Source organism: Streptomyces solitudinis (genome assembly GCF_036323765.1).
GTDB lineage: Bacteria > Actinomycetota > Actinomycetes > Streptomycetales > Streptomycetaceae > Streptomyces.
Map to the genome: position 1 here is coordinate 176,260 of NZ_JAZDCW010000007.1, position 13,510 is coordinate 189,769.

The window sequence follows — 13,510 nt, forward strand, 5'->3', positions numbered from 1 at the left end:
GGTGTCGGCGACCGGCGGGCGTCAGGGCCAGGACGGCTCCTTGCGGGGCAGCACCGCCAGTTCCCCGACGGCGCTGGTCGGCGGCACGGACAGGGCGTACAGGACGGTGTCCGCGACGATGTCCGGGCTCTGGAGCTTGGAGGTGTCCGCGTCGGGGAAGCGCTCCAGGATGAAGGGCGTCTCCATGCCGCCCGCGACGATGCCGGTGACGCCGATGCCCGGACAGTCGCGCTGGGCCTCCTGGAACAGGGCGTGCGTGAACGCCCGCAGCCCCGACTTGCCCGCCGCGTAGGGGGCGGCCTCCGTCCAGGTGCGCAGCGAGGCCGTGGAGAGGATGTTGACGATGTGGCCGCCGCCGCGCGCCACCATGCGGCGGTAGCCCTCCAGGCACAGGTACATCGGGCCGAGCAGGTTCGTGGTGACGACGCGGGTCACCTCGTCGGCGGTCAGGTGCTCGATGGGCTTGGTGACGTCCACGGCGGCGTTGTTGACGAGGATGTCCGGCGGCAGCCCCGCGCCGTCCAGCGCGGTGAACGCCTCGGCGACGGCCCGCGGGTCGCGGATGTCCAGTTCGACGAAGCGGGCGTCCCAGCCGTCGGCCTTGAGCGCGGCGCACAGGTCCTCGGCCTCCTGCCAGCGCACGTCCGCCACGCGCACGGCCGCGCCGCTGCGGGCCAGCCGCCGGGCGATGGCGGCCCCCAGCCCGCGCGCACCGCCCGTCACCAGGGCCTGCTTGCCGCTGAGGTCGGCGTACTGGCCGCCGTACCGCGTCTCGTCCATCGTTCGTCCTTCCGCCGGTGGGGGCCCGTCCGCCTCCCGGCCCCCAGGTTGCGGGGCGGGGGCGGGACCCGGCCCGCCGGGCGCGGCCGATCGGGCGACGGGCGGTCGGGGGACGCGGGCGGGTGCTACCGGCCGTCGGCGGCCTCGGCGGCGGCGAGGTAGGCGTCGGCGGCGCGGTCGATGAGGTCGGCGGCCTCGGTGAGCGTCGCGGTGGGCCGCAGCCGGTCCAGGGTGAGCCCGAAGCGCTCCTCGACGATGGCGGCGAACTCGGCGAGGGCGAGCGAGTCCATCTCCAGTTCGGCGAAGTTGGCCCCGGGGTGCAGGTCCTCCGGGAGCATGCCGAAGGTGTCGGTCAGCTCGCTGATGACGAACTGGTACGCCACGGACGTGGTCTGGGACATGGCACTTCCTCCGGGTCGGCGACGTGGCGGCGGCCGTGGGGCACCGCCGCGCCCCAGCCTGGCCCCGCTCCCCGTCCGGTGTGCGGGCGGCACGGGCCGGGCCGGGGCAGGGTTCACCCCGATGGCCGGACGGCGCACGGCCGCGGCGGCGCGAGGGGCGGCGGTCCGCACCGGAGGAGGCCGTTTCGTCCCGTATGGTGACTTCTTGCCCCACCGGGGAGGGGCGGGCGACGGCACGGCGGACGGCCGGCGGTTCGCGGCCGCGAGACGCCCGCCCCGCGTACCGAACCCCAGCGGAGGACCGCGATGCCCGAGTGGACCGGAGCCCCGGACCTCCACCCGACCGCCGCACGGCGCCGTCTGACCGCCTTCCTCCTGTTCGCGCTGCTCGCCGCGGCGGCCGTGGCGGAGCTGTCGGTGCCGGTGTACCTGCACGTCGATCCCGTGATGGCGGCCGTTCCCGCGCTGGCGGCGGCCGTCACCGGGCTCCGTACGACGGCGGCCACCGGCCTCGCCACCCTCGCCGTCGCCGTCGCCCTCGACCTCGTGCAGGGCGTGTGGTGGGAGGCCGAGTCCCGGGTGACGCTGGTGGCCGTCGTCGCCGTGGCGCTCGCCAGCGCCCTGGGGTGCTGGCTGCGGCAGGCGCGCGAACGGGAGCTGCGGCAGGTCCGCTCGGTGGCGGAGGCGGCGCAGCGTGCCCTGCTGCGTCCGCCGCCCGCCCGCGTGGGCGCCGTCCGGCTGCGCAGCATCTACCTGGCGGCGGAGGCCGAGGCCCGCATCGGGGGCGACTTCTACGAGGCCCTGCGCACACCGTTCGGGGTGCGGGTGCTCATCGGCGACGTGCGGGGCAAGGGCCTGCCCGCCGTGGGGGCGTCGGCGGCGCTGCTCGGCGCGTTCCGCGAGGCGGCCCACCGGGAACGGCGGATCGCCGACGTGGCGGAACGGCTGGAGGAGGCGGCGCAGCGGCACGTCCAGTCCGCCCGTGACGCCGAGGACTTCACCGAGCGGTTCGCCACCGCCCTGCTCGTGGAGATCCCCGGGGAGCCCGTCGTCCGCGTCGTGCACTGCGGGCACCCGGTCCCGCTGGTGGTGCGGGACGGCCGGGTCGCGGCCTGCCCGCTGGAGCGGTACGGGACACCCGTCGGCCTGGGGGACCTCGTGGAGGGCGGCCGCACGGCGGAGACGGTGCCCTTCGCGCCCGGTGACCGGCTGCTGCTCTACACCGACGGCGTCATCGAGGCCCGGGACGGGCAGGGCGTCTTCTTCCCGCTGGCCGCCCGCGCCCAGGCCCACGCCACCGCGCCGCTGGACGCGATGGTCGACGCGCTGCGCACCGACCTGCTGCGCCACGCCTCGGGGGACCTGGACGACGACGTCGCCCTCCTGGCCGTGGAGCGCGTGACCGCCTGACCCGCCGCCCCGCCCGTGGTCCGGGCCGGGCGGCGTGGTGCCCGGCTGAGCCCTGTCCCCGGGGCCCGCTAGTCTTTCGGCCGGGTGCGGACGGGTCAGCGGCTGAAGACGGGGCGTGAGCGGCGTGGGCTTCCTGGAGGACTGGGATCTGAGCTATGACGAGATCAACGAGCTGCTGACGGACAATCCCAGCCTGCGTTCGTTCGTCATGGGCTACGCGGCGGAGATCAAGTGCCGCCACATGTACTTCCACGACCACCCCGGCATCTCCGCCGTCTACAAGCCGGACGACCACGACCGGACGGAGAAGGGCGACCTGATCGTCACCTACTTGGGGCACCCCATCGCCGTCGAGGTGAAGAGCATCCAGACGGCGAGCATGGCGCCGCGCAGGCGCAGCGGACGGGTGGAGCCCTTCTACCAGTGCGACGCGAGCGACCGGCGCACGGTGGTCTTCAGGGACGGCAGCTCCGTCGAGACGACGGCGCTCCTCGTCGGGGAGTTCGACGTGGTGGCCGTGAACATCCACGCCTTCACGGGGCAGTGGGACTTCGTGTTCGCCAGGAACGAGGAGCTGCCCACGATGGCGGGCGCGACGCGCGGAGCGGCCAGGCACTACACGCGCTACCAGCAGCGGAACCTCATCAAGACGAACATCGGGATAGACCTGGACCCGGGCCCGCCGTACGTCCGCGACCCCTTCGTGCTGTTCGACCGGATCGTCAAGGAGCGGGCGCGGGGCGAAGGCCCCGCTCAGCAGGGCGTGGTCGCGGAAGAGGCCGCGGCGGACGGGGAGACCGTCCAGCAGGCGCTGGACTTCGGGCTGTGAACGCCCCGGACGACGCGGCGGCGGACCACACCGCCCTGCTTCTTCCGGGGCGCGGCGCTAGAAGAGGCCCTCGTCCGGGGGGACCGGCATGTCCTCCGAGAGCGGCAGGGGCGGTGTGGACGGTGTCTCGCCGGGCCACGGCTCGACCGGGCGGAGCCCCATCGCGGCGGCTTCCCTGCCGGTCGGCCGGATACGGCGGGGGAATTCAGGGTTCCGCTTGATGAACACCAGGAAGTACGAGTGGTTCTTGCGGGCGTGCTCCTGCCGGACCAGCCGCGCCACACCGGGTTTGTTCGGACGGGTGATGACGAACAGGTCCTTGCAGTAGAAGTCCTCGGCCAGTTCGTTGATGATCTCCACGTGGGTGAGCCGCTGCCGGTTGGCGGACACCTCGTCCTGGCACTTCACGATGAACACGCCGTAGTTGCGCAGGACGCGCTTGGCCTCCCACGCGGCCTTGAAGTAGAGGTCGAGAACCGCGTCGTGCCACTTCGGGGCGCCCTCGACGTGTTCGGTGGCCTTGCTGTCGCTGTACCGCTCCCGGAAGGCGCTGTGCGTGCCGGACCCGGCCATGTGTCCGGTGTTCTTGCGGAACAGCCCTTCCATGTACGGGGGGTCGAGCACCAGGGCGTCGATCGAGCCGTCCTCGTAGGGCAGGTCCCGGCAGTCGACGCCCGTCTGGATGTCCGTGGGCTTCACGTCGTAGAGGCCGTCCGGCACCTGCGCCCAGAAGGCGCCCTTGCCCCAGGTGACGTCCGCGACGGTCGATCCCGTCGGCACGAACATGCGCAGGATGTCACGGAAGACCGGAGCGTTCGCCCCCACGTACGAGCTGAGGATGACGTCGGTCGTGGCGCGGCCGTCTGGGCGCTTGCGCGACTGCTTCTCCACGGAGGTGACCTCTGCTAGCGGGGTGGGTGCATGACATCGTAACGAGTCCGGCCCGCCCGGCCGCCCGCTGACCGCTGCCCGCCCGCCGCCCGGCCGGTGCGTCCGCTGCCGCTCGTCAGCCTCGCCGTCCGGCCCCGGCTCCGGCCACGGCCGCGCGGACGCGGTCGGCGTGGGCCCGGGTGCGGGCGCGGCGCGTCCGGTCGCCTGCCTGCCCGGGACCGCCGGGCAGCCGCACGCCCCGGCAGTCCCGGCACAGGCCGCCGGGCAGCGCCTCGGGCCGCCCGGGACGGCCGCATCCGGTGCACTCCACGAGGCGGCGCACCGGCGCGGGGGCGTCCCGCCTCACCGGTTCGGGTGGCATCTTCGCGGTCAGGCGGGTGCGGGCCAGCGCACCGGGGCAGTGCACCTCGGGCGGCAGTCCGGCGGTGAGGGCGTGGGTGAGCTGCGCGGCCGTCGCGCCCCTGGCCAGCCACGCGGCGGCGACGGGCGCCAGCGCGGCGCAGTCGGCGGCCGACAGCGTCATGCGGGGATCGGTGTGGCCGAGCGTGGCCAGGACGTCGTACCCGGCGGTGCGCGGCGGCACCGGAGCGCCGCCCGGAGCCGGGGCGCCGCCTGCGGGGGCTGCCCGGCCGCCTGCCCGGCCGCCTGCGGGGCCCCGCCGTCCAGGAAGGCGGCCCACCAGGCGTCGTCCCGGGCGGCCCGGGAGAAGTAGGTGCGGTACACCCACTGCGTGTGCCCCTCCCCGACGGTCTCGCGGACCCGGCGCAGGTGCCCGGCCACGGACAGCGCGGCCAGCGCGGAGCGCACGGCCTGCTGCCCGTAGGCGGCCAGTTCGCGGGCGAGGGTCTTGTTGTCGATGGCGGCGCCGTCGGGGAGCCGGTCGATGTGGGTGGCGACGGCCGCCTCGCGGGCCGGGAGGTGGGCGAACTGCCCCGGCCGGCGGGCGGGCCGCTCGGGAACGGAGCGCTTCCCGTAGCCGGGCGAGGCCATGGGAGGCGTGTACGGGCGCGGGGCGCCACTAAACTGGGCGTCAGCCATGAGATCGTCCTTACCGATCTTGGTGGTCAGACCCCCGACCGGTGTTGGTAGCACCGCCGGGGGTCGTTTGTTGTGCGGCACGCTACACCGGGAACGCGCCCCGTGGCGACCCGGATGCGGACCGTCACACCGGCTGGGCGCCGGCCTGCGGGGAGGGTGGGCGGGAGGGTCCACCACCCGTTCCTTGAAGAAGGCGCTCGACGCCCGCCGCCCGAGCGCCGGGCGCGGCACCCGGGGCTGCCCCGGGTCCTCCCGGAGGCTGACGGCGGGATCGTGCGTCGGCTACTGGCTGATGGGCGCCGTGGCGGTGGCGGGCGCGGTGCCCGCCCTGGCCCTCGTCCGCCCGTGGGGACGGCGGCTCCCGGGCCGCCTGCTCGCCGTCCCGGCGCTGCTCGCCGCCGCCGGGATGACGCTGTGGGGCTTCACCTACTTCGCGCTGCGGTACCTGCTCGCGGCCGAACGCGTCGTCTCCGCCCCGGCGTTCGCCGCACAGGACGCCCACCCGGCCAGCGCCTGGGGCCTCGTCTGGTACGCCCTCTTCGTCCTGCGGGGCCTCTCCCTCGGCGCGGCGGCCCTCCACCGCCTCCGCCGCGAACGGCCCCCGCCCCCGCCTGCCCCGGCTGCCCGGCGACTGGACGCTCCTGAACACGGCGGCGGCGCTACCCAGGAGAACACCCGTGCGGGGATGAGTACGTGTACTCATCCCCGCACGCGTCGCGCGGGCCATGGTGGGACCGACGACCTGACCGACGCGAAGGAACACCGCGATGCCGAACACGTCCCGCCCGCGCCGCCTGCACCGGCTCCTTTCGCCCGCCACCGACAACTGGCTGGCGCGGGGGTACCTCGCCGTGGTCGCGGCGTCGCTGGTGTTCTTCCTGTACGCCGTGTACCTGTCGTCGGACCCGGGGTTCGCCGGGATCTGGCCGCTGATGGCCACGGCGCCGCTCAGCATCGTCGTCGCCCTGGCGGTCCCCGAGTGGGGAGCGTCCCCCGAATGGCTGAACCCGCTGGTCTTCTCCGCCGTCGTGGCACTGTGCGGCCTGGTCAACGCCGCGCTGCTCGGCCTGCTCGCCCGCAAGCTGGGGGCGCGGGAAGCGCACCCGGCCACCTGAGCCCGGCCGCCGTCACCCCCGGCCGTCGGCTCCGGCCGTCCGGCCGGAGTCAGCGGCTGGTGAGGACGACGAGCTGCCGGGTCGCCCGGGTCATGGCGACGTAGCGGTCGACCGCTCCTTCGACGCCCGTGCCGAACGCCTCCGGATCGACGAGGACGACCAGGTCGAACTCCAGCCCCTTCGACAGCTCCGGGGTCAGCGACCGGACCCGGGACGTCGCCCGGAACGCGGGATCACCGATGACGCAGGCCGTGCCCTGGTCGTGCGCGGCGAGCCAGGCGTCCAGGACGGAGTCCAGGTCCGAGGCGCTTCCGTGCCCGACGGGGACGCCGCCGCTGCGGATGGACGCCGGCACGTTGGCGTCCGGGATCACCGCCCGGATGACCGGCTCGGCTTCCGCCATGACCTCCTTCGGCGTCCGGTAGTTGACGCTCAGGGACGCCAGGCGCACCCGGTCGAACCCGACCCGCTCCAGCCGCTCCCGCCACGACTCCGTGAACCCGTGCCGGGCCTGGGCGCGGTCCCCGACGATGGTGAAGCTCCGGGACGGGCACCGCAGCAGCAGCATCTGCCACTCCGCGTCCGTGAGTTCCTGCGCCTCGTCCACGACGACGTGCGCGAACGGTCCGGCGAGCCCGTCCCGTTCGGCGCCCGGCCGCGCGGACTCGTCCACCAGGGTGTCCTGGAGGTCTTGGCCGTGCAGCATCGTCACCACGCCCTCGCCGTCGTCGTCCGCTTCCAGCAGGGCGTCGGCGACCCTGGCCCGGTGCTCGCGCTCGGCGGCGACGGCGGCGTCGTGCCGACGCCTGCGGCGGAACGCCTCCGGGTCACCGAGCCGCTGCCGTGCCGCGTCCACGAACGGCAGGTCGGAGACCGTCCACGCCTGGGCGTCCCGTCTCCGCAGCCGCCGGACGTCGTCGGCGCCGAGCCAGGGGGCGCACATCCGCAGGTAGGCGGGCACCGACCACAGGTCTCCGACGAGGTCGGCCGCGTCGATGAGCGGCCACGCGCGGCTGAAGGCCGTGAACAGCTCCCTGTTCCGCCGCAGCGACGCGCGGAGCAGCTCGGGCGAGACGTCCTCGTCGCCGTCGCCGTGCTTGTCCACCAGGATCGTCAGCAGCTCCTCCCAGACCTGCTCACGCGCTTCGTTGTGCGGGGTCCCGGGCTCCGCCGCCTCGAACGCCACGGCCCAGTCGTCCGCGCCCAGCCACACGTCCGACCAGTGGGTCGCCACCGTCATCCCCTCGGTGGGCGGCTCCTCGTAGAACCGGACGGCCGCCTCGACGGCCCCCACCAGCCTCGCGGACGACTTCAGGGCGGCCACCTCCGGATCGGACTCGGCCACCGCCGCGGCCCCCTCGGGGACGAGGTCCCGCAGGGTGCACGTGCGCACGCCCTCCTCCCCGAGGCTGGGCAGGACGTCCGCCACGTAGCCCAGGTAGGGCTGGTGCGGGCCGACGAACAGCACACCGCCGCGCCGGTGGCCCAGGCGCGGGTCGGAGTACAGGAGGTAGGCGGAACGGTGCAGGGCGACGACGGTCTTCCCCGTGCCGGGACCGCCGTCGACGACGAGGGCGCCGCGCGAACCCGCGCGGATGACGGCGTCCTGGTCGGCCTGGATGGTGCCGAGCACGTCCCGCATCCGGGACGAGCGGCTGCCGCCCAGGCTGGCGATGAAGGCGGACTGGTCGTCGAGCGCGGCGTGCCCGGCCAACCCGTCCGGGGTGAACACCTCGTCCCAGTAGTCGCTGATCCGGCCCCGGGTCCAGCGGTACCGGCGGCGGCTCACCAGGCCCATCGGGTGGGCGTGGGTGGCCCCGAAGAACGCCTCGGCCACGGGGGAGCGCCAGTCGACGAGCAGTCGGCGGCCCGTGCTGTCGGAGAGGCCGAGCCGTCCGACGTACACGGGTTCGCCGGGGTCGTCCGCGCTGACCATGCGCCCGAGGCACAGGTCCAGGCCGAAGCGGCGCAGCGTGCGCAGGCGGGTGGACAGCCGGTGGATCTCCGCGTCGCGGTCCATCGCCTGACGGCCCGCGCCGCCGGGCGCCCGCCGCTCGGCGGCGAGGCGGCCGGACAGCTCGGCGACCGACTGCTCCAGGCACTCCGCGACGGCCGCGAAGTGCCGCTCGTCGTCCGCGATGAGCGCGGGCTCGGCCTTGGGGGAGAGGTGGCCGGGGAGGTCGAACGCGCTGGTGGTGAGAGGGTTCACGTCACCAGCCCCGGACCGGGTTCCGGCGACCGTGCCGCGGGCCCCGCCCGGGTCCGCCGGCCCCGCGCGCCCCGTATGCCGACAACAACACATGCATCCCGTGAATCCCGTTTCCGTCGGAGTCTTCCGCTTCGGTCGGCGATTCTGCGGCACCACGGGGGCCTTGCCGCAAGCCCCCCGGTGCGCTATACGTTGAGAGTGGCAAGGAACGGGTCAACCGTCCTTGCCCTTCGTCGTTCCCGCCCCGCTTCACGTGCCCCGGGCGGCGCTTCCGGTGCGGAGCCGGGGCCCCACGCCTCCGGGGCCGTGACATGAGTACCCGTACTCATGTGCCTCCTCCGTCAGCACCGCACGCTGGAGGTATGCGGACGACGAACTGCCACGAGCGGTAGCCGTGGGTACGGAGCGACGCGGTGGGCCACCGGCCAGGCAGCAGGTGGGAGTCAGCGTGGCGCTGCTCCTCCTCGACCTGCTGGTCATCGCGGCGCTGGTGTACGGCTACGCGATCTCCGGCTGGGCCGACAGCTACGACGGCAACGGCGATTCCAGCGCGCCCGAGGTGGCGTGGCAGGGCATGTGGATCCTGGCCGGTGGCGCGGTCGTCACCGGCGGCGGTCTCCTCGCGCTGCGGTGGCGCGTCGCGGCCACCGCCCAGGTCCTCGTCCTGGGAGCCGGAGCAGCACTGCTCGCCTTCCTCGCCCAGTCCGCCTAGCGCCCGTTCACGGCCCCGCCCCGCGCCCCTCCCGCACAGCGACCCCTGTGCGGAGGCTGAGGGGAGGGCGGCAGCGAGCAGAGGACTACTGCCCGCTGAGGGTCACCGCGAGCCGTTGCCTTGGCCGCCCCACCGGACGGCGGTCCGGTGGGGCGGGAAGAACCGTCGGGGTAGGACCATGGCCGCCGTCGTTCCCGCCCCGATCCTCATGACCGCACTGCGGTTCTGGAGCCGTCCGCTGTTTTTGGGCGCATGGCGGCGCAGCCCCGCCTGGTTCACCTGAGCGCGGTGTTCCTCCTGACGGGGACTGGCGTCACCTTTTTCGTCGGCGCCCTCCCCGGGGCGTCACTGGGCTCGGAGGAGGCGTGCCACCGAGCGGGCCAGACCTGCGACCTGGGGCACCGCACGGCGAACATCCAGGAGTACGGGCGGTGGTTCCCGCTGCACGACAAGTGCCACGCGGGGTACGGCCTGGTCCCGCCTGGGTGAACCCGGCCCCGGTCGTGCTCCCCGCTCTGGCGCTTCTCTGCCAGACCTGCGGCGTGCACCTGGCCCCTCAAGGACAGCTGGACAGAACCAGTGCCGCTGAGTAGACAAGCACAGGAGACACGGCGGATCGCGCAGGTGGGGAACGAAGAGGCCATGCCAGAAGCGGACATCGTCACATCCAACTGGGCCAGAATTCTTCGATGGGTCCGCGCGCACGCTCCGGAAAGCGCTGCGGCCCTGCGGCCGCCAGCGACACAGGAGGAGATCGACAGACTGTCCGAGTCGCTGGGTACCGGACTTCCGGAAGCCCTCAGGGCATGGCTGAGCATCAGCAACGGCAGCACGGTGAAAGACGAGAAGGAACCGATTCCGGGTGGCGGGACCGCACTGCTGCCCCATCCCGACTCCGCCCTCTTCCCTGACGGTTGCGTCTTCCTGGGATGCGAGGAGATCGCCCGTGAGCACGCCGACTACCTGCACATCGCCGAGGACATGGGCGATGAGGACTACTGGAAGCCTCAGTGGATTCCCGTTGTCCAGCTAAGCGACGTGCCCGAGGGTCTTCTCATCGACGCCGAGACCGGGGGCATGATGTCGTTCGCGGAGGGAAGTACGCCGGACGCGTTCCCCTTCTCGCTGGGGGAAATTCTGCGCTCCATGGCCGACGTGCTGGAAACAGGACAGTCGGACATCACGTACGCGTCCCAGTGCTCACCGTCCGTACGGGACGGAAGGCTCAGCTGGTAGCCGCACGACGATAAGGCCCCACGAGGAGGGCCGGGGCTGACGCCCCGGCCCCGGGGGCGTCAGCCGAGGGTGGCCAGCAGTTCGTTGCAGGCCGTCTCGCAGCTGCGGCAGGCGTCGGCGCAGAGGCGGCAGTGGGCGTGCATGTCGGCGTGGCGCTCGCACTCGTCGGCGCACGCCTTGCAGGCCGCGGCGCAGGTTTCGAGCACCGAGCGGGTGAGGTTGGCGTCGTAGCCGGTGTGGCGGGACAGGACGCGTCCCGTCGTCTCGCAGATGTCCGCGCAGTCCATGTTGGTGCGGATGCACTTGCGCAGGTCGGCGACCATGTCCTCGGAGAGGCAGGCGTCCGCGCAGGCCGTACAAACCTCGGCGCAGGAGAAGCACTCCTCGATGCAGCGGATCATGGCCGCGCGGTCCACGTTGCCGAGGCTGGCGGGGTAGGTCTCCAGCATGTCCTTGACCGGAACGGTCATGGTTCTCGCCTCCGTGACGTGTGGGTCGAACGGTCACAGGACGGGTGTCACGGTTCGGGGCAGGTGAAACCAGCCCCGCACCGATCGCGGTTCACAGCGCGGAGCGGAAGGTGCGCAGGCGCATGCTGTTGGCGACGACGGAGACGGAGGAGAACGCCATGGCGGCTCCGGCGATCATCGGGTTGAGCAGTCCGGCGGCGGCCAGGGGGAGGGCCAGGACGTTGTAGCCGAAGGCCCACACGAGGTTGGTCCGGATCGTGCCGAGGGTGCGGCGGGACAGGCGGATGGCGTCGGCGGCCACGCGCAGGTCGCCGCGGACGAGGGTGAGGTCGCCCGCCTCGATGGCGGCGTCGGTGCCGGTGCCCATGGCCAGGCCCAGGTCGGCCTGGGCGAGGGCGGCGGCGTCGTTGACCCCGTCGCCGACCATCGCCACGGAGCGGCCCTCGGCCTGGAGCCGCTTGACGACGTCCACCTTCTCCTCGGGCATGACCTCGGCGATGACCTCGTGGATGCCGACCTCGGCGGCCACCGACTCGGCCACCGCGCGGTGGTCGCCGGTGAGGAGGACGGGGGTGAGGCCGAGGGCGCGGAGCTGCCGCACGGCTTCGGCGCTGGTGTCCTTGACCGCGTCGGCGACCTCCAGGACGGCGCGGGCCCGCCCGTCCCAGGCGACGGTGACGGCGGTGCGCCCGGCCTGCTCGGCGGCGGTCTTCGCGTCGGCCAGCGCGTCCGGCAGGGTGATGGACCACTCGGCGAGCAGCTTCTCGCGGCCGACGAGGACGGCGTGCCCGTCCACGACGCCCTGCACGCCGAGGCCGGGTACGGCCGCGAAGTCCTCGGGTGCGGGCAGGGGGGAGCCGGTGCGTTCGGCGGCGCGGGCGGCGACGGCGCGGGCGACGGGGTGCTCGGAGGCGTTCTCCAGGGCGCCGGCGAGCCGCAGGACGTCGGCCTCGTCGGTGCCGGGGGCGGTGCGGACGGCGAGCAGGTCCATGGTGCCGGTGGTGACGGTGCCGGTCTTGTCGAGCACGACCGTGTCGGCCTTGCGGGTGTTCTCCAGGACCTCCGGGCCCTTGATGAGGATGCCGAGCTGGGCGCCGCGCCCGGTGCCGACCATGAGGGCGGTCGGGGTGGCCAGGCCCAGGGCGCAGGGGCAGGCGATGATCAGGACGGCGACGGCGGCGGTGAACGCGGCGGTGAGGCCCGCGCCGTTGCCCAGCCAGAAGCCGAGGGTGCCCAGCGCGAGGGCGATGACGACGGGCACGAAGACGGCGGAGACGCGGTCGGCGAGGCGCTGGGCGGCGGCCTTGCCGTTCTGCGCGTCCTCGACGAGCCGGGCCATGCGGGCGAGCTGGGTGCCGGAGCCGACGCGGGTGGCTTCCACGACGAGGCGGCCCCCGGCGTTGAGGGTCGCGCCGGTGACGGCGTCGCCCGCGCCGACCTCGGTGGGTACGGACTCGCCGGTGAGCATCGAGGCGTCCACGGCGGAGCTGCCCTCGACGACGCGTCCGTCGGTGGCGATCTTCTCGCCGGGCCGGACGAGGAAGCGGTCGCCGACGGCGAGGCGCGCGGTGGGGACGCGTTCCTCCCGCCCGTCGCGCAGGACGGTGACCTCCTTGGCGCCCAGTTCCAGCAGCGCGCGCAGCGCGGTGCCCGCCTTCCGCTTGGAGCGGGCCTCGAAGTACCGCCCGGCGAGGATGAAGGCGGTGACGCCGGCGGCGGCCTCCAGGTAGATGTTCCCGGCGCCGTCGGTGCGGGACACGGACAGTTCGAAGGGGTGGGACATGCCGGGTTCGCCCGCGGTGCCGAAGAACAGCGCCCACAGCGACCACAGGAAGGCGGCGGAGGTGCCGAGCGAGATGAGCGTGTCCATGGTGGCGGCGCCGTGCCGGGCGTTCGCCCACGCCGCGCGGTGGAAGGGCCAGGCCGCGTAGGTGACGACGGGGGCGGCCAGCGTCAGGGACAGCCACTGCCAGTACGTGAACTGCCAGGCCGGGACCATGGCCAGCACGATGACGGGCGCGGCGAGGACGACGGCGGTGGTGAGCCGCTGGCGCAGGGTGAGCAGCTCGGCGTCCGGGCCCGGCGTCGTGCCGGCGCCGGGTGCGGTGCCGTCGCGGGGGGTGTCGTCCGGTGCGGGGGGCGGGGGCGGGGGTGCTGCGGTGTAGCCGGTGGCCTCGACGGTGGCGACGAGGTCGGCGACGTCCACGTCGTCGCGGTAGGTGACCTTCGCCTTCTCGGTGGCGTAGTTGACGGTGGCCTCGACCCCGTCCATGCGGTTGAGCTTCTTCTGGATGCGGGCGGCGCACGAGGCGCAGGTCATGCCACCGATGGCGAGTTCGACCTCGGCTGTGCGGTGGGCGGCGGTGGTCATCACTGCTCCCGGGCGTCGACTACGGGTCCACGGTACCCCTTAGGGGTA

At 73.9% G+C, this 13,510-nt stretch carries 14 protein-coding genes; 6 read left to right on the forward strand and 8 right to left on the reverse strand.

Annotated elements, in window-relative coordinates:
* Positions 1-21: 21 nt before the first annotated feature.
* Together V1J52_RS19395 and V1J52_RS19400 are read right to left on the reverse strand one after the other, a co-directional pair.
* A complete protein-coding gene (locus V1J52_RS19395) occupies positions 22-780 on the reverse strand; it encodes an SDR family oxidoreductase (RefSeq protein WP_330141153.1) in 759 nt (252 codons plus the stop codon).
* 125 nt (positions 781-905) lie between these two features.
* On the reverse strand, positions 906-1,181 hold the full coding sequence (locus V1J52_RS19400) for an acyl carrier protein (protein WP_330141154.1): 276 nt from the start codon (positions 1,179-1,181) through the stop codon (positions 906-908).
* 306 nt (positions 1,182-1,487) lie between these two features.
* On the opposite strand from V1J52_RS19400, the gene V1J52_RS19405 reads away from it, so the two are divergent.
* A complete protein-coding gene (locus tag V1J52_RS19405) occupies positions 1,488-2,591 on the forward strand; it encodes a PP2C family protein-serine/threonine phosphatase (protein WP_330141155.1) in 1,104 nt (367 codons plus the stop codon).
* A gap of 115 nt (positions 2,592-2,706) precedes the next feature.
* The gene (locus V1J52_RS19410; protein ID WP_330141156.1) at positions 2,707-3,420 is read left to right on the forward strand and encodes a hypothetical protein; all 714 of its coding nucleotides are present in this window, start codon (positions 2,707-2,709) and stop codon (positions 3,418-3,420) included.
* 57 nt (positions 3,421-3,477) lie between these two features.
* On the opposite strand, the gene V1J52_RS19415 is transcribed toward V1J52_RS19410, so the two are convergent.
* The 3 genes from V1J52_RS19415 to V1J52_RS19425 all read right to left on the reverse strand — a co-directional run bounded on the left by V1J52_RS19415 (position 3,478) and on the right by V1J52_RS19425 (position 5,349).
* Positions 3,478-4,311 (reverse strand): TRM11 family methyltransferase, encoded by an 834-nt coding sequence (locus tag V1J52_RS19415; protein ID WP_330141157.1) that lies wholly within the window; start codon positions 4,309-4,311, stop codon positions 3,478-3,480.
* A gap of 115 nt (positions 4,312-4,426) precedes the next feature.
* Entirely contained in the window at positions 4,427-4,834 is a 408-nt protein-coding gene (locus V1J52_RS19420; protein ID WP_330141158.1) for a hypothetical protein, read from the reverse strand.
* Complete coding sequence (locus V1J52_RS19425; RefSeq protein ID WP_330141159.1) at positions 4,831-5,349, reverse strand: hypothetical protein; 519 nt, start codon at positions 5,347-5,349, stop codon at positions 4,831-4,833. The genes V1J52_RS19420 and V1J52_RS19425 overlap by 4 nt, the downstream gene beginning before the upstream one ends.
* Before the next feature lie 767 nt (positions 5,350-6,116).
* Between V1J52_RS19425 and V1J52_RS19430 the strand changes: the two genes are divergently transcribed.
* Entirely contained in the window at positions 6,117-6,464 is a 348-nt protein-coding gene (locus V1J52_RS19430; protein WP_330141160.1) for an SCO4225 family membrane protein, read from the forward strand.
* A gap of 49 nt (positions 6,465-6,513) precedes the next feature.
* Here the strand turns inward: V1J52_RS19430 and helR are convergent, their stop codons facing one another.
* A complete protein-coding gene (gene helR, locus V1J52_RS19435; protein ID WP_330141161.1) occupies positions 6,514-8,673 on the reverse strand; it encodes an RNA polymerase recycling motor ATPase HelR in 2,160 nt (719 codons plus the stop codon).
* A gap of 448 nt (positions 8,674-9,121) precedes the next feature.
* On the opposite strand from helR, the gene V1J52_RS19440 reads away from it, so the two are divergent.
* The 3 genes from V1J52_RS19440 (at position 9,122) to V1J52_RS19450 (ending at position 10,621) form a co-directional block, all read left to right on the forward strand.
* Positions 9,122-9,385, forward strand: a complete 264-nt coding sequence (locus tag V1J52_RS19440) for a hypothetical protein (protein WP_330141162.1) — start codon at positions 9,122-9,124, stop codon at positions 9,383-9,385.
* Between the two features lie 252 nt (positions 9,386-9,637).
* Complete coding sequence (locus V1J52_RS19445) at positions 9,638-9,874, forward strand: hypothetical protein (RefSeq protein WP_330141163.1); 237 nt, start codon at positions 9,638-9,640, stop codon at positions 9,872-9,874.
* A 153-nt stretch (positions 9,875-10,027) separates the two neighbouring features.
* The gene (locus V1J52_RS19450; RefSeq protein WP_330141164.1) at positions 10,028-10,621 is read left to right on the forward strand and encodes an SMI1/KNR4 family protein; all 594 of its coding nucleotides are present in this window, start codon (positions 10,028-10,030) and stop codon (positions 10,619-10,621) included.
* A 59-nt stretch (positions 10,622-10,680) separates the two neighbouring features.
* On the opposite strand, the gene V1J52_RS19455 is transcribed toward V1J52_RS19450, so the two are convergent.
* Both V1J52_RS19455 and V1J52_RS19460 read right to left on the reverse strand, forming a co-directional pair.
* Positions 10,681-11,091 (reverse strand): four-helix bundle copper-binding protein, encoded by a 411-nt coding sequence (locus V1J52_RS19455; RefSeq protein ID WP_330141165.1) that lies wholly within the window; start codon positions 11,089-11,091, stop codon positions 10,681-10,683.
* Between the two features lie 91 nt (positions 11,092-11,182).
* Positions 11,183-13,462: a heavy metal translocating P-type ATPase gene (locus tag V1J52_RS19460; protein ID WP_330141166.1), complete on the reverse strand. Its 2,280-nt coding sequence runs from the start codon at positions 13,460-13,462 to the stop codon at positions 11,183-11,185.
* Positions 13,463-13,510: the final 48 nt, after the last annotated feature.

Coding starts and splice junctions, on each gene's coding strand:
- V1J52_RS19450 (WP_330141164.1), top strand. CDS start 10,028: ATGCCAGAAGCGGACATCGTCACATCCAACTGGGCCAGAATTCTTCGA.
- V1J52_RS19460 (WP_330141166.1), bottom strand. CDS start 13,462: ATGACCACCGCCGCCCACCGCACAGCCGAGGTCGAACTCGCCATCGGT.
- V1J52_RS19395 (WP_330141153.1), bottom strand. CDS start 780: ATGGACGAGACGCGGTACGGCGGCCAGTACGCCGACCTCAGCGGCAAG.
- V1J52_RS19430 (WP_330141160.1), top strand. CDS start 6,117: ATGCCGAACACGTCCCGCCCGCGCCGCCTGCACCGGCTCCTTTCGCCC.
- V1J52_RS19445 (WP_330141163.1), top strand. CDS start 9,638: ATGGCGGCGCAGCCCCGCCTGGTTCACCTGAGCGCGGTGTTCCTCCTG.
- V1J52_RS19420 (WP_330141158.1), bottom strand. CDS start 4,834: ATGACGCTGTCGGCCGCCGACTGCGCCGCGCTGGCGCCCGTCGCCGCC.
- V1J52_RS19455 (WP_330141165.1), bottom strand. CDS start 11,091: ATGACCGTTCCGGTCAAGGACATGCTGGAGACCTACCCCGCCAGCCTC.
- V1J52_RS19405 (WP_330141155.1), top strand. CDS start 1,488: ATGCCCGAGTGGACCGGAGCCCCGGACCTCCACCCGACCGCCGCACGG.
- V1J52_RS19425 (WP_330141159.1), bottom strand. CDS start 5,349: ATGGCTGACGCCCAGTTTAGTGGCGCCCCGCGCCCGTACACGCCTCCC.
- V1J52_RS19400 (WP_330141154.1), bottom strand. CDS start 1,181: ATGTCCCAGACCACGTCCGTGGCGTACCAGTTCGTCATCAGCGAGCTG.